Source organism: Gemmatimonadota bacterium, from assembly GCA_009841265.1.
Lineage (GTDB): Bacteria > JAAXHH01 > JAAXHH01 > JAAXHH01 > JAAXHH01 > JAAXHH01.
On record VXMB01000014.1, the window covers coordinates 339,145 to 361,008 of the forward strand.

The window sequence follows — 21,864 nt, forward strand, 5'->3', positions numbered from 1 at the left end:
TTTCGTCTACTTAGTTTCTTTCGTCATTGGGTCTGTTTTGGATACCGTCCGCCCTGCCGAATACCGATTCCGGTGCTTCCGCCATTTGCTTGATCCGTTGCAGAAACCGGGCGGCCGGCGCACCGTCCACGATACGGTGGTCGAAGGTCAGGCTGAGCGCCATCATGCGGCGCACGCCGGTCTTCCCGCTCGATTCGTCGACCACGACCACCCTCGGCACCGCCCGCCCGAGCCCGAGAATGGCGCACTGGGGATAATGTATGATCGGGGTGAAGGCGTCGACGTCATACATGCCCAGGTTGGTCAGGGTGAAGGTCCCGCCCTCGATCTGGTCGAGCGTCAGGCCGCCGTCCTGCGCGGCCTGGATCAGCTGCTTTGTTGCCGCGGAGACCTCCTGGAGCGATTTACCCGGAACGTCCTTGATTACGGGCACGATCACCCCACCCGAGGTATCCACCGCGATGCCGATGTGGATGCCGTCGTTCAGCACCACGCCGTCTCGCCAGGATGCGTTCATGACGGGATGCTCGTCCAGGGCGACGGCGGTAATCCCGGCCATCAGATCGTACCAGGACGGGCGGTAAGCCTCTTCGAACAACGACGAAAGCGCGGAAACGTCTGCCTCGGTGTTCATGGTGACCGGCGCCGTGGTCTGATGTGATTCGGCCATCCGGCGGGCGATGACCTGCCGCATGTCGCCCTGGCCGGCGCCGGCTTTACCGTCCGTCCTATCCACCGCAGGATCGAGCCGCCGGCCGCCTTCGTGCCGGCGGGCGGCTTCGAGCACGTCCCTTTCCACGATCCGGCCCGATCGTCCGGTACCTTTCAATGAACGCCAGTCGATGCCCGCGGACTGTGCCGCGCGGCGGGCCCGGGGACTGATGGCGGGGGCGTCCTGCGCTCGAGGGGCGCCCTCGGCGGTTCCGGCGTTCGATAGGGTTGGTGCGGCCGCGGCGCTTCCGCCCGTTCCGGCCTTGACGACTTCGCTCTCCGTATCGTCCGCTCTCCCCACATTCGGATCAAAGGTCTCGAGTTCTGCTTTGGCTACGACGTAGCCCAGGAGCGTCCCCACGGGCACGTTCCGCCCCGGAGGCGGCGAAGCGTCCGGGATCTTCAGGATGCCGGCCTCGAAAGACTCGACCTCCGCCGCGGCCTTGTCGCCTTCGATAGTGCATACCATTTCGCCCTGGCGAACGGTCTCGCCGTCCTGTTTCAGCCATTCGACCAGCGTGCCTTCTTCCATGTTCCAGCCCAACCGGGGCATGACGATTTCGTAGGGCATGAGCCGTTCCTATTCCGCGAGCAGTTCGCGGACGGCCTGTTCGATCGATGCCCGGTCCGGGACGACGACCTGCTCGAGGGAAGGGCTGTAGGGCGTGGGCACGTGGGCGCCGTTCAGCCGCTTGATCGGCGCGTCGAGCTCGTCGAAGCCGTGTTCGGTCACGCGGGCGGAGATCTCCGCGCCGATCCCGCACGGCATGAAGGTCTCGTCCACGATGAGCAGCCTGCCCGTCTTCCGTACAGACGCGAGGATGGTATCCACGTCCAGGGGCGCCACGGTGCGCGGATCGACGATCTCCAGAGAAATCCCCTCGCCGGACAGTTCCTCCGCGACCTGAAGGGCATGGTGGACCATGACGGTAAGCGCCACGACCGTGGCATCGGTCCCCTCGCGAACGACCGCGGCCTGTCCGAAGGGGACCCGGTGCTCGCCGTCGGGCACAGGGCCCTTCAGGTTCAGCAGATGCCGGTGCTCCATGAAGAAAACGGGGTCCTCGCTGCGCAGCGCCGTGGCGAACAGGCCCTTCGCGTCCGCGGGATTGGACGGCAGCGCCACGCGGAACCCCGGGATATGAACGAAGAACGGATAATAGCTGCCGGAATGGTGGGTCGCCGCGGAGTGGCCGATGCCGATGCAGCCCCGAAGCACCATGGGCATCTTCAGCCGTCCGTTGCTCATGTACTGCATCTTGGAGGTCTGGTTGATCAGTTCGCCCAGGCCGTCGAGGATGAAATCCGTGAACATGAAATCCACGACGGGCCGGGCGCCGGTCATGGCCGCGCCCGTGCACATCCCGATGAACCCCCGTTCGCAGATGGGCGTGTCGCAGAGCCTTAAGGGACCGTGCTTCTCGTAGAGCCCGGCCGTGGTCTCGAAATTGCCGCCGCGTTCGCCCGCGCCTTCCCCGACCACGAATATGGCGGGGTCCGCGTCCATGGCGTCGGACAGGGCTTCCCGCGCAGCTTCCGTGAAGGTCTTCTCGGTCATACCGTCTCCCGGTACACGTGGCGGTCCGCCGTGACGCCTTCGGGCCAGGGACTGGCAGCCGCTTCCCTTTCCGCTTCTTCCACTTCCGCCCGGACATCGGCTTCGATCCGGTCCAGATCGGACGCCGTCATCGTTCCCTCGGACAGGATACGGCGCCGGAACCTCGAGATGGGGTCCTTCTCTCGCCACTCGGCGACTTCTTCATCGTTGCGGTACACGCCGGTGAGGCCCATCCCCTCGGCATGGGGACGGGTGCGGTACGTCTTCGCTTCGATGAGGGTCGGTCCCTCTCCCGCCCGTGCTCTTCGCAGCGCCTCGATGGCCGCCTCGTGCACGGCCAGCACGTCGTTCCCGTCCACTCCGATGCCCGGCATGCCGTAATTGGACGCGCGCGATGCCACGTCGGGGTTCCTGGAGGCATGGGAGAAAGGCACCTCGGTCGCGTACAGGTTGTTCTCGCAGACGAAGAGGACGGGCAGGTCGTAGATGGCGGCGAGATTCAGGCCCTCGTGAAAGGCGCCGTTCCCCACGGCGCCGTCGCCGAAGAAGGCCACGCCGACGCTGCCGTTGCCCAGCAGCCTGGCGCTGTAGCCGGCCCCCGCGGCCTGCAGGATGCAGGGACCCACGATCCCGCTCGTGCCCATGAGACCGATCTCCGGAGCGAAGAGGTGCATGCTGCCGCCCCGGCCGTGGGAGATGCCGGACTCCCGGCCGTAAAGTTCGGCGATGAGCGCGGCTGGCGACACCCCCTTGGCCAGCGCGTGGCCGTGGCCCCGGTGCGTGCTGAAGACCGCGTCGTCATCGGTCAATCCGGCGCAGACACCGGCGGCTACGGCCTCCTCGCCGACGTACGTGTGGCAAGCGCCGTGGATCAGCCCGGCCATGAAGGACCTCGCCAGCCGTTCTTCCACCGTCCGGATCGTGAACATGGTCCGGTACAGCCATCGGTGGCGTTCGAATCGATCCCCGCTGTCGGCAGACATGGCCCTCTCCGGCTAAAAAACTTGCCCGTTGCACAGGCGTCTTTACATTGGGTCGTGAACATTCCATAATACAGACAGATCTTCACCAGTGGCAAGGGCGATTTTGCCCTTCCAGGCGGATCCAAAAGAGAGGAATCGGCCATGTCCGAGGCACAGCCGGAAACCCATCGCGGACTGACCGTCGAAGAGGTCGGCGCGTTCCATGACCAGGGGTTCCTGGTGGCCGGCAAGTTGCTGGACGACGACCACGTGGAAGCGCTCCGGACGGAGTACGACCGCGTATTCGAAACGGCGCGCGAAAGCGGCCGTTACCGCAACCTCTCTATCGATGACACGGAAGACGAGTCGCGTAAGCTCAAAGCCCGGACGCAGATGCTGCAGATCATGCAGATGTGCGAACGCAGTATCGAGTTCAGGAAACTGCTCTACCACGGGCCCATCCTGGACGTCGTCGAGTCCCTGCTGGGACCGAACATCCAGCTTTTCCACGACCAGGCCCTGTACAAGCCGCCCCGGCAGGGCGGTCCCGTTTTCTGGCACCAGGACAACGGCTACTGGCAGTGCACACCCGCCAACCTGGTGAGCTGCTGGCTAACCCTGGACGACGTGGACGTGTCGAACGGGGCCATGCACCTGATCCCCGGGTCGCACCGGCTCCTGGTCTCCCATGAACGGTCGGCCGAGACCGGTGCCCTCCTCGACCTGGGAGACCAGGCCGAATCGGAAAGGGCGACGGTGGTCGACCTGCCAGCGGGCGGCGCCATGTTCCACCACTGCCAGACCATGCACCACACCCCGGCAAACGTCACCGACCGGCCGCGCCGGGCCTTCGCCATCCACTACATGACACCCGGCACGAAGCGCATGCGGGACGGGGCTTACATCGATGTCTCCTTCGCCCACCCCATGCTGCGGATGCGGGTGTAGGGAGCTTGTATGACTGAAACCCACCGGTGGGAACCCCTCGGATCGGACGTGGAGTCCATCCTGGCCGCCGAAAGCGATCCGCTCCTGGCCCTGTCGGAGGGCCGGATTCCCGCGATCATATGCCGGCAGGCCTATTCGCCCGCCCATTGCCAGGCCCTGATCGAGCGGTTTATCGAACGCGGGCTGATGCGGGATCCAGCCGATCCGGAGGCCGCGGCAAAGGACAGCCGCCTGCGTATCGATATCGGCACGAGCCTGGCGAACAAGGGTTCGGACAAGGAGGCTTTTCTGATGCACGCGGTCGGAACGCGCGTCCTGTACGAGACCCTGTTCAACGGGTATGAGGATCCCGTGAAGCTATTGTACGGGGTGCTGGACACGCTCGCGGGAGAGCAGCGCGTCATGACCGCCCGGGAGCCGGACGGCCGCAAGTACGGCCCGGCCATCTTCCGCATCCACTACGGGGGGCATACCTACAAGCCCCATATCGACCACGTCACGCTCCGGGAAAGGCGGTTCGACTACGACGTGACCCGTTTCGGACACCAGTTCGCCGGAGTCCTGTGCTTCCAGAACGCTTTGCACGAAGGACGCAGCACCCAGGCCATTCTGCACCAGTGCATGTGGACCCCAGAAGTACAGGAGTCCATCGCCACCGATTCCTTCCCCGAATACGCCCGGCGCAACGGCGTAAGCAGCTACACCGTCGACCTGGAGCAGGGCGATCTCTACTTCTTCAACACCCGCCTCATACACGAGGTCCCCGCCGTGGAAGGCGACCAGCCGCGCATCGTCCTGGCCACCTTCATCGGTTATTCCCCCGACGATCCGGAAGTCTACGTCTGGTCGTGATGGGGTGGGGCGGTCTATCAGCTGTACAACTGTACAATAATCAAGTTCCTCATGTCACGTCCAGTACCGCCTGGAGATTCTTCGACGCGATCATCATCAATGTTCGAGCAATGTCGGTTTGGACGTGCCGGGGCGTTTTTACATTGCACAAATTTGCGGAATCAGTAAATTGGTAGGACAATCGAATACAGCCGCAGGTGGCGGTAAGCTCATACGCTGAAAAGGGAAGATGGTGCGAATCCATCACGGTCCCGCCACTGTGTTCGGGGACGAAACTCAAACTCGTCACTGCCGGTCAGGCCAAGTCCATGGACCGGCGGGAAGACTTGAGGAGTAGGACGATCCGTCAGTCAGGAGACCTGCCTGCGCGCTGTGCGAACGCTTCTCCGTGAGCAGAGAGGCCGAGCCCGGATGCGCATGCCTGCCGTCCCGACCCAGCCCTTCCCTTGCGGAGCGGCTGGTTTTTTTTTGACCCGATGGGGACAGGGGCAGCATGGAAACCGCCATCCGCGTAGAAAAACTCTCCTGCGGTTATGATCGTCGCCCAGTGCTGGAGGACCTGTCGTTCGACCTGCGCCAGGGCGAGATGCTGGGGGTGATCGGGCCGAACGGATCGGGAAAGAGCACGTTGATACGTGCGCTTACGCGGATTCTGCCACTGAGCCGGGGACGCATAGCGCTCTACGGGATGCCGCTTCAGGACTACACGGTCCGTGAGATCGCGCGCGAGGTCGCCGTCATTCCCCAGCAGACACCGGTTACCTTCGCCTTCTCCTCGCTGGACGTCGTCATGATGGGCAGGACGCCCCATCTTCGGCGCTTCCGACGAGAAGGTCCGGAAGACCGGGAAATCGCCCTCGAAGCCATGCGGCGGACCGACTGCCTCGCCTTCCGGGACCGCCCCATACACGAACTGTCCGGCGGCGAAAGGCAGCGGGTCATCATCGCCCGGGCGCTGGCGCAGCAGCCATCGATCCTTCTCCTGGACGAACCGACCTCTTTCCTGGACCTGAACCACCAGGTCGAGATATTCGATCTGCTTCGCCACGTGTGCGCCCGCGACGGGCTCGCCGTGCTGTGCGTGTCCCACGACCTCAATCTCTCGTCAGAGTACTGCCACAGGCTGATGATGCTGAAAGAGGGACGTATCTACACCGACGGGACGCCCGAAGATATCCTGACCCGGGGACACATCAAGGCGGTCTTCGAGACCGAAGTGACCGTTATAAAAAGCCCCTATTCGGGTTCGCCGCAGATCATACTGAAACCGGGAGACTGACTGGCTTGACGATGAAACGCCCCCTCATACTGGTCTTAACGGCCGTAATCCTCTTCTTCGCCTGTGTCTTCTCCATGGGGGTAGGCGCCGTGTATATCCCGGCCGGCACCGTGCTGCAGGTGCTGGCGGATCACCTGTGGCCGGGCGGCGCATTGGAGCCGGTGCGGAACGCGACCGACACGATCGTCTGGGAGATCCGCCTTCCGAGAACCCTCCTGGCGGTGCTCGTAGGGGCCGCCCTGGCCAGTTCGGGCGGGGTGATGCAGGGTTTCTTCCAGAATCCCATGGCCGATCCCTATATCATGGGCATATCGGCCGGCGCCGCGCTGGGCGCCACGGTCGCGGTCACCCTGGATTTGCAATTCTGGATGCTCGGGCTCAACGCGGTATCCATCGCGGCGTTCCTCTGCGGCCTGGCCGTGACCATGGTGGTGTACGCCTTTTCCCGCCGGGGAGGCCGCGTGGCGTCCACCACCCTGCTTCTGACGGGCATCGCCATCGGCGCCATGGCAACTTCCTTCACGTCCTACATGCTCGTGATGGGCGGCGAGAACCAGCGGCAGTTGCTCTTCTGGCTCATGGGCAGCCTGTCCGCCCGGAGGTGGGACCACGTCTGGATGCTCCTGCCCTACGCGGCGGTGGGTCTGACCGTCGTGCTCGTGTACGCGCGGGAACTGAACGTGCTGCTGCTGGGCGATGAGCAGGCGTCCCAGCTGGGCGTGCACGTCGAACGGGTCAAGCTGATCCTGCTGACAGCTGCCGCCTGCCTCGCCGCAGCCGCGGTTTCGGTGAGCGGCATCATCGGTTTCGTCGGCCTGTTGGCGCCGCACATGGTCCGGCTGATCGTGGGGCCCGATTACCGCATCCTGACACCCATGGCCGCGCTGGCCGGCGCCCTGCTGCTGGTGCTGGCCGACCTGGTCGCCCGAACGGCCATGGCTCCGGCCGAAATGCCCATCGGAATACTCACCACGCTGCTCGGCGCTCCATTTTTTCTGTACCTGCTGCACCGGCAACGCCGGATCTGAATCGGCAACGCCGGGTTTGAACCAAGGAGATCGCATGCCCAGGCTTACAAAGATCTATACCCGCAAAGGCGACGACGGGACGACCGCCCTCGGAAGCCGGCAGCGCGTACCCAAGGAATCACCCAGGGTGGCGAGCTACGGCACCGTGGACGAGCTCAACTCCGTCATCGGTATCGCACTGGCGCACGGACTGGCCCCCCGACTGGCCGACACGCTTCCGGTCATCCAGAACGAGCTGTTTCACCTGGGATCGGACCTGTGCTTCACCGAGGAGGACAAGGTGAAGTACCAGATCCCGCTGATCGAAGCCCGGCACGTGGAGAAACTCGAAGCGATTATCGACGAACTGAATCCCATCGTCGGACGGCTCGAGAACTTCATCCTTCCCGGCGGGTGCCCTGGCGCCGCGTACCTCCACCTGGCGCGGACCGTCTGCCGGCGCGCGGAACGGGAAGTGGCCGCCCTGTCCCGCGACGAGGCGATCGGGGCCTTCGTGCTGGCCTACCTGAACCGCCTCTCCGATTTGCTCTTCGTCATGTCGCGATATGAAAACAAGGAACGGGGCGTCGACGAACCGCTTTGGGACAGCAGGCTGTAGGATGGAAGAAACACTCGACCGCCACGAGCACTACCTGCTTAAGAAAGACGGAAGGTTCCTCATCGCCGAACTGCGCACCCCCCACCAGGTGCTGAGTACCTCGGCCTGCAGCGGCGGAATGACCGACCGCGTCCGTTTTCTCGTCAACCACCAGAGCGTCGAGGGCCAGGGCCACCTGGATCGTTTCGAATGGATGATGGAAATCGGCGAGACGGGATACCATCACCACGTGTGCAAGGAACTCGGACTCGAGCCGGAAGCCGTCGCGATGATGGGCACGGCCGCGAACATGAACTACGCCGCCCGGATCGTGGAGACCTTCGCGGAACTGCGCGTATGCGCCGTCGTGACCGCCGGAGTCGAGGGTAACGCCGGCTGCGCGGGCGATCCCGCGGACTGGCATGAAGCGGAATCCGGGCAGATGGAGAGACATCCCCACGAGAGACATCCCCACGACGGTACGATCAATACGATGCTGCTCGTCAACTGGCCGCTTACGCCCGGCGCCATGGCCCGCGCGGTCGTCACCATGACGGAAGGCAAGTCGGCGGCCCTCCAGGACCTGGCCGTTTCAAGCCGGTACTCCCAGGACCTGGCGACAGGAACGGGCACGGACCAGTACTGTATCGCTGCGCCCCTGGACGGGGCGAAACGGCCCAAGGCCAGGGCGGGTCACCACGCGAAACTGGGCGAACTGATCGGCACGTCCGTCCGCCGGGCGACCCTTGAGGCGCTTAGGTGGCAGAACGGGCTGGAAGCGTCCAGCACGCGCAGCCTTTATCACGCGTTGAAACGATACGGGTTCAGTGCCGACCTTTTTCCGCCCGCCATGGAAAGCCGCCTGGGCGCGGAAGAATACGCGCTCCTGGACAAGAACATCCGGTCTGTCGTCCACGATCCGGGCGTCTCAGCCGCCGCATACGCCTATGCGGCGGTCTGGGACCGCGTGAGGTACGGGACGCTTTCTACTGAACTGGCCGCCCCACTGCTGAGACAGCAGGCCGCCGTACTGGCCTCCGCTGTCGCGACGAAACCGGAGGCCTGGCCGGCCTGTTTTGAACAGCTTGCCGTCCATGAAGACGCGCTGCTGGATGCCGTCTATGACGCGATAGCCCTGGGATGGCGTCTGAAATGGAACTGACGGTTCTCGCGCCGGACCCTCTTCTGCTCCTGTGCGCGGTGGTGCTGGACGGCATCCTGGGGGATCCGGTCTACCGGTGGCACCCGGTGCGCCTGATGGGCCATACACTCACGGGCATTGAGCGCATGCTCCGCAGGATCGGACTGGACGGGTACGCGGGCGGGTGCCTGCTGTTCCTGGCGCTCTCCGTGTGCTGGGTAGGTGCCAGTGCGGCGCCGGCCCTGTGGCTGAACGGCCTGCATCCGGCGCTGAACGGGGTCTACCAGGTCTTCGTGATCTACAGCATGGTGGCGCTCAGGGACCTGTGCCGGCACGGCATGGCCATCGATCGCGCCGGGGACCTGGAAGGCGCGCGACGGGCCGTGTCCATGCTGGTCGGTCGGGATACGTCCACCATGGACACCGCGGCCTGCCGGCGGGCGGGCATGGAAAGCCTGAGCGAGAACGCGGTGGACGGCTTCATCGCGCCTTTGTGCTGGTATGCCCTGCTGGGGTTGCCGGGCATCGTGCTCTACAAGGTGATCAGCACGATGGATTCCATGGTGGGGTACCGGACGCCCCGGTATGCGCGCTTCGGCTGGTGCGGGGCGCGGCTGGACGACCTGTTCAATCTCCTGCCCGCCCGGCTCACCTGGCTGCTGTTGGCGGGGGTCGCGTTTCTACTGCCCGGGTATTCGGGCCGCAAGGCGCTGTCGGTAGGCTGGCGGCAGCATGCCCTCGTTCCGGGTCCGAACTCCGGCTGGAGCGAAGCGGCGGCGGCAGGCGCCGTACGGCGGCGATTGGTCGGACCGGTCCGGCAGGACGGGAAGCTGGTTACGGAGATCTGGATCGGCGACGAAAGCGATCCGGAAGGCGGCCAGGCCGGCGACCTGCGCCGCATGTGCGTCCTGGTCGTGGTTACGTGCCTGGTAGCGGTGATTCTTGCGGCGCTGCTCGTAGTCACGTTCGCTGATTTCCGTTAGTACCGTTCAGGCAACCTGGGTAAAGCCGTCACCTGACCACCCCGTAGAAGCGCGCCAGGAACCTGGGCGGGACGAAAAAGGTATAGAGCAGACGCAGCATCCAGGTCAGCAGCAGCGTACGCACCGGCCCGCGGCGTTCCCAGCGCCGCGCGGAGGTCAGCACGGCTTCGTCGATCCAGTCCAGTCCGCCGGCCTTCTTCAGCCGGTCGGCGAACCGGGCGTCCTCGAAGACCGGAATCCCGGGAAATCCCCCCACCGCCTCGAAGGCCTCCCGCGTGGTATAGATCGCCTGGTCTCCGTAGGTAATGCCCAGGAAGCGCGAACGGAAATTGGTGCCCCGCACGATCCACCGGTATATCCGCTTTGCATGGGCGATGTCGAAACGGAATCGTCCTCCGGCCTTGCCGCGCTCGCAGATCGATTCGGCTACGAGCTCCCGCCATCGATCCGGAAGCCGCGTATCGGCGTGTAGAAACAGCAGCACGTCCCCGGACGAGGCCGCGGCGCCCGCGTTCATCTGGATCGCCCGGCCCCGCAGGCTGGATTCGATGAGTCTCGCCCCCGGCCGCGACCGGACGATCTCCGGCGTGCCATCGTCACTTCCGCCGTCCACGACGATGATTTCCAGGCTGGTCGGACCCGGCGGACCGGGCGACGTGGCCGGCCCGGCCGGCTCGTCCGGACGCGCCGAACCGCCGTCGAACTGTCCCAGGCATTCCTCGATCGTCGATGCCTCGTTGAGTGTGGGGATGATGACGCTGATCCGGGGGTCCCCGGCGCGATACTCATTTCCGTGCCCGGGCGTGCCATGGTCGAGCAGAGATGCCGGGGTCGACGAGGCCGGCTTATCCGAGGGTACGTTCCAATGACCAGATAAAGGCTTCATTTTCTTCCCTCGAACCCGTCGAAACGCGGATGTGGTTCGGTGAGGCCCACTGGCCGGCGCCCGCGCGGACCATGACCCGCCTGGACCACAGCTGGCGGACGATGCGCTGCGTCTCCCGGCCGAAGTCGGCCCAGAGAAAACACGCGTGGCTGGGTATGACCCGGGCGCCGAGCCGCTCCAGCTCGGCGGTCAGGTAGTCGTTTCCGTCCCATACGGCCTGCCGGGACCGCCGGACGTGCTCCTCGTCGCCCAGGGCCGCGGCGGCCGCGTGGACGGACAGGACGTTCCGGCCCAGGAGGCCCATGGAGAAAGGCGCCAGGCGGTAGATCACGTCCCGGTTGGCGACGGCGTAGCCCACCCGGATGCCCCCGAGACCGTACACCTTGGAGAAGGTCCGGAGCACGATCACGTTTTCCCGTTCCTTCGCGACCTCGATGAAATCCCGGTACGCCGGGTCACGGACGAAATCAACATAGACCTCGTCGATGGCCACGAGGACGTGGGGCGGCATCCGGTCGATGAAATCCAGGATCCGTTCATGGGGCAGCAGCGCCCCGGTAGGGTTGTGGGGGTTGCAGATGATGACGAGGCCGGTGCGGTCGCCGATCTGCCTGCCCATGTCGTCGAGATCGTGGTTTCCGTCGGGCAGCACGGGCGACTTGCGCGCCTGCACCCCGTGGCCCGCGTCGCGGAGTTCGTCGCCGACGCGTATGATCTGGCCGTAGGAGGGGAGGGCTTCCACGACTTCGCCGTGTTTCATCAGGGCCTGCAGGGCCAGGATCTGGAGCAACTCGGTCGTGCCCACGCCCAGCATCAGGCCGTGGCGGTCGCCGGTGGCCTTGAAATCGAAACCCGAGGGGCGGGGAATGTCCAGGTCGTGGTGGCGGATGATGGCCTGCTGCAGGGTCGTCGTGTAGTCGTACCGGTTCATCCAGTCCTGGTGCTTCAGCACGGCTTCTATGGCCGCGGGGGAGGCACCCAGGGGATTCTCGTTAAAGGCCAGCCGCACCCGGCCCGGCTCGAGCCCCACGCTCTTTACGTCCGCGGGACGGCGGCCCGCAAGCTGGGCCGCAACCGCTTCCCTTGAATGAAGTCCCGCCGCAACCGCGTTCGGTCCCGGCAGTCCCGGCAGTCCCGCCGCCAATGCGGCTGCACCCGCCAGTCCGCCCAGTCCGCCGCGGAGGAAGTCCCTGCGCGATACGGGATCGTCCCCGTTGTATTCGTCAGAAATCACTTGCCGGGATCCTGCTCGAGGTGGTCGAAGACGTCCTCCGACACGTTACCGTATTTCACGCCTGTTTCCCGCTCCACCCGGTCCACGCCCTTGATCTTCTTTATGCGGACGATCAGCCGGTCCAGCTGGCTGAGATGTTCCACCTCGATGCCGAAATTACCGTCCGCCATCCCGTCCGTGGTGTCCATCGCGGCGTGGGTGATGTTGATGCCGGCGTCGGTAATCGTCCGGGAGATCTCGTTGAGCAGGCCGGGCCGGTCGGAACCGAAGATGCGCAGGCCGACGATGAAGAACTGGTCCTTCTCCACGTCCCAGTGCACCTCGAGGCGCCGCTCCAGGTCGTCCACAATGTTCGCACATTCCTTGTTATGCACCGTCACGCCGCGCCCGCGGGTGATGAATCCGATGATGGGATCTCCCGGGACCGGCTGGCAGCACTGCGCGAAACGGATCATCAGGTTGTCGATGCCCGTGACTTTGACCCCGCCCCGAGATCGCCGCACCCGGTCCACGAACCGCGTCAGCACCGACTCCCTGGGCGGTTCTTCCTCGGTAGGCTCCTCCGGAAGCAGCTTCTGGGCGATCTGGGCCGCTGAATACTCTCCCCGTCCGATCGCGGCATAGAGGCGATTCGCATCGGACAGCCCGTACTCCTTCGCGAGAGCCTCCAGTTCGTCGGATACCTTGCGCTTGACCTTGAGCCGTTTCAGCTCCCGGTCCAGCAGGTCCTCGCCGAGGCTGATGCTCTGCTCCAGCGTGGCCTTTCTGAACCACGACCGGATCTTGGAGGACGCCTTGGTCGTCTTGACGATATCCAGCCAGTACGAACTCGGCGTCTGGTGCGGGGAAGTGAAAATGGTAACCGTGTCGCCGTTTTGCAACTTGCCGGCCAGCGGCGCGATGTTGCCGTTCACCTTCGCCCCGCTGCAGTGGAGTCCGATATCGGTGTGAATGGCGAAGGCGAAGTCCAGCACGCTGGCGCCCTGAGGCAGTTCCTTGAGATCCCCGCGCGGGGTGAAGACGAAGATGGCGTCGTCGTACAGGTCCATGCGGAGGTAACTCATGAACTCCTTCGGATCGGTCATGTCGGTCTGCCATTCCAGCGCCTGGCTGAGCCAGTCTTCCCGGTTCTCGCCGTCCTGGACCTCCTCCCTTCCTTCCTTGTAGAGCCAGTGGGCGGCGATCCCCACTTCCGCGATCCGGTCCATTTCCCGCGTGCGGATCTGGATCTCGGCCGTTTCCCCGTTGGACGCGATGATGGTGGTGTGCAGGGACTGGTACATGTTCATCTTGGGCCGGGAAACATAGTCTTTGAATCGGTCGAAGATGGGGGTGTAGAGGGTATGGATGATTCCGAGGGCGTGGTAGCAGTTGGGCACCGTGTCGGTCACGACGCGCAGGGCCAGCAGGTCGTAGATCTCTTCGAAAGGCCGGTTGCGGCGCTGCATCTTCGTGAAGATGCTGTGGAAATGCTTGGCCCGGCCGTTCACCGTGGCGTCGATGCCGGCGTCCTTCAGGGCCTTGACGATGGGCTGGCGGATCTCGTCGATCAGCTTCTCACGTTCCGCCCGCTTCTGGTCCAGCTTGCTCGCGAGATCCCGGTATACATCGGGAGACAGGAATTTCAGGCTGAGGTCTTCCAGTTCGGATTTGATTTTGGCCATGCCGAACCGGTGGGCGAGCGGCGCGTAGATCTCCCGCGTTTCGAGTGAGATGCGCTGCTGCTTCTCCTCTTCCAGGAAGGACAGCGTCCGCATGTTGTGGAGCCGGTCCGCGAGTTTGATGAGGATGATGCGCACGTCCTTCGCCATGGAAACGAGCATCTTGCGGAAATACTCGGCCTGGAGTTCCTCCTGGCTTCTGAAGGACAGTCCGGTGATCTTGGTGACGCCGTTCACCAGGACGGCCACTTCCTCTCCGAATTCCGCGGCCAGCTGTTCGATGGTCACCTCTTCCACGTCTTCCACCACGTCGTGCAGGAGCCCCGCCGCGATCGTCACGGCGTCCAGTTGCAGGCCGATCAGCGTAAGCACCACCTGCGTGCAGTGCACCATGAAGGGTTCGCCGGACTTGCGGACCTGCCCGGCGTGGTGCAGGGTGCTGAAATGATAGGCCCTTTCGATGAGGTCCAGCTGGGCTTCCAGCGCCTCGTCGGAGTCGATTTCCGGATGGGAAATGGCGTACTGCTCCAGCAGTACCTGGACCGGAACGATCGAGGAGTGGGTAAGGGTGTTTTCAACTGTCGCAGTCATCGGGACATTCGCCTCGCCGGCCCGACTGGGGGCCTGAACGCGCTTGACAGGGCCTAGGGGCGATTTAAACTAATGCTTACCCCTTTGGTCAACCGACGCGGATTGCGTGTGTAACGTTTCTTATTTACAATAGGTTAACTTATATCCTTTAGATAACGGGCGAAACGGACCGTTGTCAAGCCGGTTTTGGCGGGCCGGGGAACAGGAAAGCCGATACATCGTGGACGAATCGATCGAAGGCGGATCGGTATTCCGGCCCGATGCGGTGGGCGTTCCGGACATTCCTGATCATGGACCGGGTCTCCTTTCCCCGCCGGTCGTAACGGTCCGGCAATGGTTCTCCCGTGGTGAAGGGGAACTCGTGCACGCCCAGGTCGAGGCGCAGGACGGGCGCCGGATGCAGGTTCCATTCCGTCTGATCGGCGGATATGACCCGGTCGGCGGGATTGACGACCACCAGCAACCGGTCCTGCAGGTCCTCCATACGCGCTGACAGTGCGTCGCCGTGAAACAGCACCTCCTTCAGCCAGCGCAGCGGGGCATCGACCGCTTGACCGTGGAGTTGGCGGTGGCGGCCGTCGACCAAGTTTCCGTGGTAGCCGACATCAACAAGATGGCGGTCACGGCCATCGACCAGGTTACCGTGGCGGCCATCGACCGCGGCGCGCACCGGTAGCCCGTCCGGGAATGACCCGCCGCTAAGATACGCCGACAGCCCCTTCGCGGCCGAATCGTCCATGATGAACAGGCTTTCGGGCCGGATGCCGCCGAGGGGCGCGCCGGACGCGAAGAGGGCGGCCCGCGCATCGGAGAACCGTCCGAAGGGATCGGTCAGCAAAAGGACAAGGGCCAGATAGCCGCCCGCCGAGTATCCCAGGAATCGCACCCGCGCCCCGGCCCTGCAGGACGCATGATCGCCCCCTTCGATGCGCGCGACCAGGTCCGCGGCGTCGAAGCAGGACTGCAGCCCGCCCAGGCAGTACCGTTCGGGCGCCCGGTCCAGCCTTTCGCTGATCCGTCCGTTGAAGGGGCTGGTCCGCCCGTTGCCCGTCATGGCGGCGCGGCGGGCGGCGATCTGGGTCTGCTCCTGCACGCTCCAGCGATCCGATCGCCTCCCCACGTGGAAGGACAGGGGGAAAAGAATGACAGGGATGCCGAGCCGCAGGGCGAAGCTGCCGGCCCAGGGCAGCATCCTGGCGTAGCTGCCCTCGTTCAGCCCGTGGAAGATGACCAGGACCTCGCCGGCGCCCGCCGCGGGCAGATCGACCGGTTCCACCATGAGGTAGCTGAAACCGCGGTTCTCCGCAATGTCCCGGTCCTCCGGCAGCAGCAGGCCGGTCCAGCGGGATTCGAAACGGGGGCGGCGAAGCCGGAAGCGTCCGTCGTCGACGGGATCGCCGCCCTTCCGGTACAGCCGGTTCAACTCATCGGGCTCGTATACGTTTCCGGGCATCCGGCAACCTCCTGCGCGTCCGTTCCAGGCTGCGCGTCCGGTTCGGGGCCGATGATCCGTACCGCGCTTATATTAACATGCGACCACCAGACCCCCGCCGCGTGACCCTCCGCTCGATCCTGATCGGGATCGTCCTGGCCGTTTTCATCAGCCTCTGGATCCCCTACAACGTCTGGGTCGTGCGCGGGACATTCATGGACTTCGAGCACGTCTCGGCGTCCCTGATGGCGCCCTTCCTGTTCTTCGTCATCGTCGTGAACGGACTGCTGCGCAAGTACCGCCCCGCGGCCACGTTCACCACGTCGGAACTCCTCGTCATCCTAGCCTTCGGCCTGATCGCGTCCACCGTGCCGTCCCACGCCTTTATGAGCTATTTCATCGGCGTGATCACCACTCCGTACTATTTTGCATCGCCCGAAAACCAGTGGGTAGAGGTTTTCTTTCAATACCTGCCGGCCTGGCTGCTGGTCGACCCCGAGGACCACACCATCCGCTGGTTCTACGAAGGGCTGCCCGCCTACGCCCGGCTGCCGTGGCGCCCCTGGATCGTCCCGCTCTTCTGGTGGGGCACATTCTTCATCGCCCTGTTCTTCGCGGGGTCCTGCCTGGTGGTGATCCTGCGGAAACAGTGGATCGTCCACGAGAAGCTCAGCTTCCCGCTGGCCCAGGTCATCGCCCAGGTCATCGACGAACCCGGCGGCCGTTCGTTTCTGCCGCCCTTCATGCGGGGCAGGCTCTTCTGGATCGGGTTCTCGCTGCCGCTGGCCGTGATCGGCTGGAACATCGTCGACTACTTCACGCCGGTCGGGGTGATCCCCATCGGACAGCCCTACGCGACGGACCTTGTCATCGGCCACCTGTTCCCCGCCATCAAGATCAAGATCAACATCTACCTCCTCTGCTTCGCCCTCTTCTCTCCGGTGGACATCCTGTTCAGCATCTGGGTCTTTCACCTGCTGGCCATCCTCGAGTCCGGCGGCATGAACGCCGTGGGCCTGCTAGAAACCGGGGCCTCGCCGGACGCCGCGGTGCGGCTGCAGGAGATCGGCGCCCTGATCGTATTCGTGCTGTGGGGGTTTTGGATCGCCCGGCGCCACCTGTGGGACGTGGCGCGGAAAGCCCTGGGCCGGGCACCGGAAGTGGACGATTCCGAGGAGTTCTTTTCCTACCGGGCGGCCGTCCTGGGCGTGTTGCTGGGCGTCGCCTACATGGCGGCCTTCCTGCACATGGCCGGCATGAGTCCTGTCATCATGGCGCCCTTCCTGGTTCTGCTCTTCATCTTCTACGTCGGCGTGGCCCGGATCGTGGCGGAGACCGGCCTGGTCGCCCTCGACCTGCCCATGAACTCCCACGAGTTCCTCATTCGCGGGGTGGGCTCCTCCGGCATAGATCCTTCGTCCCTGACGGTCTTTGGCCTGACCAATGCCTTCGCGCGGAACTGGAAGACCTTTACCATGGTCTCCGTCTCCCACATCACCCGGATCGGGGACCGGGTCTGGACCGACAAGAAGCTGATGTTCGCCGTGATCTGCGGGGCCTTTGCCCTGGCGTTCCTGATCGGCGCCGCATACACCGTCTATTCAGGATATGAGACCGTCGGCGCATCGCAGTTCGACCAGTGGGCGTTCACCACCGGGAACATCCACTTCTTCGAGAGCGTCAAGGTATGGATCCAGAACCCGACCCGGTTGTCGGTCATGGAAACCGCCTGGTTCTTCCTCGGAGGTCTCGTCATGATGGTGCTGATCTTCCTCCGGTACAAGTTCCCGGGCTGGCCGCTGCATCCCGTGGGACTCACCATTGCCCGCGGGGTGGCGATCGACAACGGCGCCTTCACCCTCTTCGTCGCGTGGGCGGTCAAGGTTCTGCTGCTACGGTCCGGCGGCATCAGCCTGTTCCGCCGCGCCCAGCCGCTGATCATGGGGATGCTGGTGGGATTCTGCACGGGACTCGTCCTGTCCAACCTCGTGGACATCATCTGGTTCCCGGGACAGGGCCACCGGATACACGGCTGGTAGGTGTTCCGGGCAGCCGGATATACGGCCGGCAGGCGATCGGAGCGGCCGGTACACCCACGGCCGGCAGGCGTCCGGAGCCGCCGGTACACCCGGCGTGCGAGGGTGCGGGAAATGTTGCGATTCCATGACGAATAGAATTGACATTCGGGTACCTAACCCCATATAATCAAATGGTTTTGTGGATTTGAACCCGCCTGGAGATCGCCGAGGGCCGTTTGATGGATCAGCTTGACCTGACTATACGTATCGCCGGCGAGAACGGCGAAGGCGTGCTTACCGTCGGCGACGTGCTGGCCGAAGCTCTGGCCCGGTCCGGTCTGCACATCTATACCTTCAAGAACCTTCCCGCCGAAATCAAGGGCGGCGCGTCCATGACCCAGGTCAGGGTGCAGGACACGCCCGTGCGCTCGCCGGGCGACGCCCTGGACATCCTGATGGTCTGGAACCAGGAGAACTACGACATTCACGTGGGCGAGGTCAAGCCCACCGGCGTCGTGATCTACGATCCGGACGAATGCGACGCGGACGAAAACCTGGCGCTGACGCAGATCGGCGTGCCGCTCCAGACGATCACGAAGACCGTCATCAAGACGATGAAGTCCAAGAACGTGCTGGCCTTCGGGATCCTGACCGCCTGCCTCGGCATTCCCTTCGATTCGGCAAAGCAGATGGTGTCCGAAAGCCGGTGGGGACGGCGCAAAGAGTTTCTCGAGTCCAATATCAACGCGTTGAAGCAGGCCTATGTCTACGTCGACGAAAACGGCATCGACCTGGGCCTCCGGGTCACCGTCGAACGCAAGAACGGACACGCCCAGCTGATCATGACGGGGAACGACGCGCTCTGCATGGGCGCCCTGGCCGCCGGCTGCCGGTACTACGCCGGGTATCCCATCACGCCGGCCAGCGACGTCATGGAGACGCTGGCGAAAGCGATGCCGAGGGTGGGCGGCGTCCTGATGCAGACCGAAGACGAGATCGCCGCCATCACCGCTTCCATCGGTGCGTCCTTCACCGGCGCGAAGGTGATGACCGCCACGGCGGGGCCGGGCCTGTCCCTCATGGTCGAGGCCCTTGGCCTGGCGACCATGGAGGAGATCCCCCTCGTGGTCGTCGACGTCCAGCGCGGCGGTCCGAGTACCGGCATGCCCACCAAGACGGAGCAGTCGGACCTGAACCTGGCCATCCACGGAGCCCACGGCGAGGCGCCCCGTATCGTGATCGCGGCGACCAATACAGAAGACTGTTTCTACACGGCGGTCAAGGCCTTCAATCTCGCGGAGAAGTACCAGACCCCGGTCATCCTGCTCAGCGACCAGCATCTCTCACAGCGCGCGCAGGTCATGTCCCGCCCCGATCTGAGCCAGGTCGAGATCGTCGAGCGCAAGCAGCCTGAACTGAACGGCAGCGTCACGCCCGAGGAGTTCGACCGGTACGAGATGACGGAGGACTACGTCTCTCCCATGCCTCTGCCGGGCCGCCATGACCAGCACTATGTGGCCACGGGGCTGGAACACGACGAGCACGCCCACATCGATTACTCGCCCGAAGCCCATATCCGCATGACCGAAAAGCGGCACCAGAAAATCGAATCCGCGGTAAACGAGCCCGGGTTCGTCCAGCGGTACGGCGCGGAGGACGCACAGCTCGGGCTGATCGGCTGGGGATCGTCGGAAGGACCCATTCTGGAAGCGCTGGACCGGACCCTCGCGAAGGGGTACAAGGTGGCTGCCCTGATATTCAAGATGCTCCATCCCCTGCCGGAGAAGGAAGCGCGCGCCTTCATCGAATCCATCCCGGTGGTCTCGGTGGTGGAACTGAACGCCAGCGGGCAGTTCGCGAACTACCTGCAGGGCCGCCTGGCCGTTTCTCTCCAGCGGTTCAACATCATAACGGGACTGCCCTTCAAGGCGGGCGAGATCGAGGAATACATCGAAGGAGTGCTGCAGTATGGCTGAAGTCCGTACGGCCGACACCGCCAAGACCACGGCGCCCGAACAGCCCGGTCAGGCCAGTCAGTCAGCGCCGGCCGAGCCGCTCAAGCCGGCCGCAAAACGAACGCTCAAGGACTACCGGAGCGAAGTCAAGCCTACCTGGTGCCCCGGCTGCGGGGATTTCGGTGTGCTTGCCGCATTGCAGCGCGCGCTGGCCGAACGCAACCTGGATCCCAGGGACGTGGTCATCGTGTCGGGTATCGGCTGTTCCGGCCGACTGCCTGAATTCGTCAATGCCTACGGCCTGCACGTGGTACACGGCCGGGCACTGCCCGCGGCCCAGGGCGTCAAGGCGGCCAATCCCGATCTGACCGTCATCGCCGTCGGCGGCGACGGCGACGGGTTCGCCATCGGAGGCGGCCACGTGCCCCACGCGGTACGGCGCAACCAGGACATCACCTATATCGTGATGGACAACCAGGTGTACGGTCTGACCAAGGGCCAACCCTCACCCAGCACGCCCACGGGGATGCAGGCGCTGCGGCGGAGCGTTTCCATGCCCAAGATGGCGCCCTACGAAGGGGTGCTGGAAGGCCAGTTGAACATCCTGGCCATGGTGATCGTGTACGGCTGCAGTTTCGTTGCACGCACGTTCTCCAGCCAGGCGTCGGAAATGGCGAAAATCATCGGCCGGGGGCTCGATCACCCCGGGTTCGCCTTCGTCCACGCGATGAGTCCCTGCCCCACCTTCTACAACACCTACGACCCCTGGAAAGAGTCTTTCATGCCGTTGCCGGACGATTGGGACACCGGCGACCGGATCAAGGCGATCGACATGGCCATGGAAGAGGTGGGCGACGGCGTCTTCCACAGCGGCGTGTTCTTCCAGGACGTGTACCGCACCTATACCGACAAGCTGCAGGACGTGTACGCCAAGGCCTACGGCGACGAGCAGGCGACCATCGACGCCCTGATGGACCAGTACGCCTGAGCCTGCGGGCCCGGTACGCATGGCCGCATGGCCGCCTGGCGCGATCCGGCCCTGCCCGGCGTCGCCCGATCCTGGCATGGTCCGCCCGGACCGGCTTCCCCTCAGTAAAACCTCAGCATTCCCGGAACATCACCGGAACACCACGGTTCGGCGTCCGTTGATCAACACGCGCCGCTGTATGTGGTAGAGTACGGCCCGCGCCAGCACGATGCGTTCGATGTCGTGCCCCACGGCCGTCAGTTCCGCCGGAGACATGCGATGGGTCACGGTCTCCACGTCCTGCTCGATGATCGGACCTTCGTCGAGGTCGGCCGTCACGTAATGGGCGGTAGCGCCGATCAGCTTCACCCCGCGCCGATGGGCCTGGTGGTAGGGCCGGGCACCCTTGAATCCCGGCAGGAAGGAGTGGTGGATGTTGATGATGCGGCCCGCCATCCGCTCGCAGACCTCGGGGCCGATGATCCGCATGTACCGGGCCAGCACGACGAAATCGATGTTGTTTTCCTCGATCTCGTCGATCAGCCGTTCCTCCTGCTCGTCCTTGTTCTCCGGCGTGATGGGCAGGTGCAGGAAGTCGAGGCCCGATTCCTTCGCCAGCTGTCCGGCGTCCGGGTGATTGGAGATGATCAGCGGAATATCCAGCCTGAGCTTGTCCATGCGGGTGCGGTTCAGCAGGTCCAGCAGGCAGTGCAATTCCCGCGACACCATGATGAGCGCCCGGGGCCGCGTATCGTCGGAGGACAGGTCCCACTGCATCTCGAGCTCATCCGCCAGGGGTGCGAAGGTCCGCCACAGGGATCCCAAGGTTACGGGACCGCCGAAATGGACGCGCATGAAGAACCGCTCGCTGAACGGATCGATGTACGTGTCGCTTTCGATGACGTGGCAACCCTGTTCAGCCAGCCAGCGGGTCACGGTGTAGATCAGTCCCGTGCGCTTGGGACAGGACAGGGCCAGCAGGAAGTTCTTTACGGTGCGTGCCTTCATGAATGGAGACCGTTACCGTGGGTTTGTGGTTTGGCTGCGTACCGCGTGTCCTCTTCGGGGGGCAGGATCGAAG

At 64.3% G+C, this 21,864-nt stretch carries 16 protein-coding genes, 1 pseudogene and 1 riboswitch; of the genes and pseudogenes, 10 read left to right on the plus strand and 7 right to left on the minus strand.

Annotation, left to right across the window (positions count from 1 at the left end; genetic code table 11):
- Window positions 1-10: 10 nt before the first annotated feature.
- Window positions 11-1,282, minus strand: a complete 1,272-nt coding sequence (locus tag F4X08_14065; protein ID MYD26923.1) for a 2-oxo acid dehydrogenase subunit E2 — start codon at window positions 1,280-1,282, stop codon at window positions 11-13.
- A gap of 9 nt (window positions 1,283-1,291) precedes the next feature.
- Window positions 1,292-3,252, minus strand: a pseudogene (locus F4X08_14070) (dehydrogenase).
- Between the two features lie 141 nt (window positions 3,253-3,393).
- Here F4X08_14070 and F4X08_14075 point away from each other — a divergent pair.
- The 7 genes from F4X08_14075 (at window position 3,394) to cobD (ending at window position 10,039) form a co-directional block, all read left to right on the plus strand.
- Entirely contained in the window at window positions 3,394-4,179 is a 786-nt protein-coding gene (locus F4X08_14075) for a phytanoyl-CoA dioxygenase family protein (GenBank protein MYD26924.1), read from the plus strand.
- Window positions 4,180-4,188: 9 nt separating this feature from the next.
- Complete coding sequence (locus F4X08_14080; GenBank protein MYD26925.1) at window positions 4,189-5,031, plus strand: hypothetical protein; 843 nt, start codon at window positions 4,189-4,191, stop codon at window positions 5,029-5,031.
- 178 nt (window positions 5,032-5,209) lie between these two features.
- A riboswitch (cobalamin riboswitch) is annotated at window positions 5,210-5,413 on the plus strand.
- A 111-nt stretch (window positions 5,414-5,524) separates the two neighbouring features.
- Window positions 5,525-6,310: a heme ABC transporter ATP-binding protein gene (locus F4X08_14085; GenBank protein ID MYD26926.1), complete on the plus strand. Its 786-nt coding sequence runs from the start codon at window positions 5,525-5,527 to the stop codon at window positions 6,308-6,310.
- 11 nt (window positions 6,311-6,321) lie between these two features.
- Complete coding sequence (locus F4X08_14090) at window positions 6,322-7,338, plus strand: iron chelate uptake ABC transporter family permease subunit (GenBank protein ID MYD26927.1); 1,017 nt, start codon at window positions 6,322-6,324, stop codon at window positions 7,336-7,338.
- A gap of 34 nt (window positions 7,339-7,372) precedes the next feature.
- Window positions 7,373-7,936, plus strand: a complete 564-nt coding sequence (locus tag F4X08_14095; protein MYD26928.1) for a cob(I)yrinic acid a,c-diamide adenosyltransferase — start codon at window positions 7,373-7,375, stop codon at window positions 7,934-7,936.
- Window positions 7,884-9,077, plus strand: a complete 1,194-nt coding sequence (locus F4X08_14100) for an adenosylcobinamide amidohydrolase (protein ID MYD26929.1) — start codon at window positions 7,884-7,886, stop codon at window positions 9,075-9,077. The genes F4X08_14095 and F4X08_14100 overlap by 53 nt, the downstream gene beginning before the upstream one ends.
- A complete protein-coding gene (cobD, locus tag F4X08_14105) occupies window positions 9,068-10,039 on the plus strand; it encodes a cobalamin biosynthesis protein CobD (GenBank protein ID MYD26930.1) in 972 nt (323 codons plus the stop codon). Before F4X08_14100 ends, cobD begins: the two co-directional genes overlap by 10 nt.
- A gap of 28 nt (window positions 10,040-10,067) precedes the next feature.
- Here cobD and F4X08_14110 read toward each other — a convergent pair whose 3' ends face one another.
- The 4 genes from F4X08_14110 to F4X08_14125 form a co-directional block, all read right to left on the minus strand.
- Complete coding sequence (locus F4X08_14110; GenBank protein MYD26931.1) at window positions 10,068-10,925, minus strand: glycosyltransferase; 858 nt, start codon at window positions 10,923-10,925, stop codon at window positions 10,068-10,070.
- Entirely contained in the window at window positions 10,885-12,159 is a 1,275-nt protein-coding gene (locus tag F4X08_14115) for an aminotransferase class I/II-fold pyridoxal phosphate-dependent enzyme (protein MYD26932.1), read from the minus strand. The genes F4X08_14110 and F4X08_14115 overlap by 41 nt, the downstream gene beginning before the upstream one ends.
- The gene (locus F4X08_14120) at window positions 12,156-14,411 is read right to left on the minus strand and encodes a bifunctional (p)ppGpp synthetase/guanosine-3',5'-bis(diphosphate) 3'-pyrophosphohydrolase (GenBank protein MYD26933.1); all 2,256 of its coding nucleotides are present in this window, start codon (window positions 14,409-14,411) and stop codon (window positions 12,156-12,158) included. The genes F4X08_14115 and F4X08_14120 overlap by 4 nt, the downstream gene beginning before the upstream one ends.
- 175 nt (window positions 14,412-14,586) lie before the next feature.
- Complete coding sequence (locus F4X08_14125) at window positions 14,587-15,864, minus strand: hypothetical protein (protein ID MYD26934.1); 1,278 nt, start codon at window positions 15,862-15,864, stop codon at window positions 14,587-14,589.
- A 77-nt stretch (window positions 15,865-15,941) separates the two neighbouring features.
- Between F4X08_14125 and F4X08_14130 the strand changes: the two genes are divergently transcribed.
- The 3 genes from F4X08_14130 (at window position 15,942) to F4X08_14140 (ending at window position 20,804) form a co-directional block, all read left to right on the plus strand.
- Window positions 15,942-17,882: a hypothetical protein gene (locus tag F4X08_14130; protein ID MYD26935.1), complete on the plus strand. Its 1,941-nt coding sequence runs from the start codon at window positions 15,942-15,944 to the stop codon at window positions 17,880-17,882.
- 218 nt (window positions 17,883-18,100) lie between these two features.
- Entirely contained in the window at window positions 18,101-19,837 is a 1,737-nt protein-coding gene (locus F4X08_14135) for a 2-oxoacid:acceptor oxidoreductase subunit alpha (GenBank protein MYD26936.1), read from the plus strand.
- Window positions 19,830-20,804: a 2-oxoacid:ferredoxin oxidoreductase subunit beta gene (locus F4X08_14140; GenBank protein ID MYD26937.1), complete on the plus strand. Its 975-nt coding sequence runs from the start codon at window positions 19,830-19,832 to the stop codon at window positions 20,802-20,804. The genes F4X08_14135 and F4X08_14140 overlap by 8 nt, the downstream gene beginning before the upstream one ends.
- A gap of 129 nt (window positions 20,805-20,933) precedes the next feature.
- Here F4X08_14140 and purU read toward each other — a convergent pair whose 3' ends face one another.
- Window positions 20,934-21,791 carry a formyltetrahydrofolate deformylase gene (purU, locus tag F4X08_14145; protein ID MYD26938.1) on the minus strand — a complete coding sequence of 286 codons (858 nt, stop codon included), beginning with the start codon at window positions 21,789-21,791 and terminating at the stop codon, window positions 20,934-20,936.
- Window positions 21,792-21,864 lie beyond the last annotated feature (73 nt).

Coding starts and splice junctions, on each gene's coding strand:
- F4X08_14065 (MYD26923.1), bottom strand. CDS start 1,282: ATGCCCTACGAAATCGTCATGCCCCGGTTGGGCTGGAACATGGAAGAA.
- F4X08_14075 (MYD26924.1), top strand. CDS start 3,394: ATGTCCGAGGCACAGCCGGAAACCCATCGCGGACTGACCGTCGAAGAG.
- F4X08_14080 (MYD26925.1), top strand. CDS start 4,189: ATGACTGAAACCCACCGGTGGGAACCCCTCGGATCGGACGTGGAGTCC.
- F4X08_14085 (MYD26926.1), top strand. CDS start 5,525: ATGGAAACCGCCATCCGCGTAGAAAAACTCTCCTGCGGTTATGATCGT.
- F4X08_14090 (MYD26927.1), top strand. CDS start 6,322: ATGAAACGCCCCCTCATACTGGTCTTAACGGCCGTAATCCTCTTCTTC.
- F4X08_14095 (MYD26928.1), top strand. CDS start 7,373: ATGCCCAGGCTTACAAAGATCTATACCCGCAAAGGCGACGACGGGACG.
- F4X08_14100 (MYD26929.1), top strand. CDS start 7,884: ATGAAAACAAGGAACGGGGCGTCGACGAACCGCTTTGGGACAGCAGGC.
- cobD (MYD26930.1), top strand. CDS start 9,068: ATGGAACTGACGGTTCTCGCGCCGGACCCTCTTCTGCTCCTGTGCGCG.
- F4X08_14110 (MYD26931.1), bottom strand. CDS start 10,925: ATGAAGCCTTTATCTGGTCATTGGAACGTACCCTCGGATAAGCCGGCC.
- F4X08_14120 (MYD26933.1), bottom strand. CDS start 14,411: ATGACTGCGACAGTTGAAAACACCCTTACCCACTCCTCGATCGTTCCG.
- F4X08_14125 (MYD26934.1), bottom strand. CDS start 15,864: ATGCCCGGAAACGTATACGAGCCCGATGAGTTGAACCGGCTGTACCGG.
- F4X08_14130 (MYD26935.1), top strand. CDS start 15,942: ATGCGACCACCAGACCCCCGCCGCGTGACCCTCCGCTCGATCCTGATC.
- F4X08_14135 (MYD26936.1), top strand. CDS start 18,101: ATGGATCAGCTTGACCTGACTATACGTATCGCCGGCGAGAACGGCGAA.
- F4X08_14140 (MYD26937.1), top strand. CDS start 19,830: ATGGCTGAAGTCCGTACGGCCGACACCGCCAAGACCACGGCGCCCGAA.
- purU (MYD26938.1), bottom strand. CDS start 21,791: ATGAAGGCACGCACCGTAAAGAACTTCCTGCTGGCCCTGTCCTGTCCC.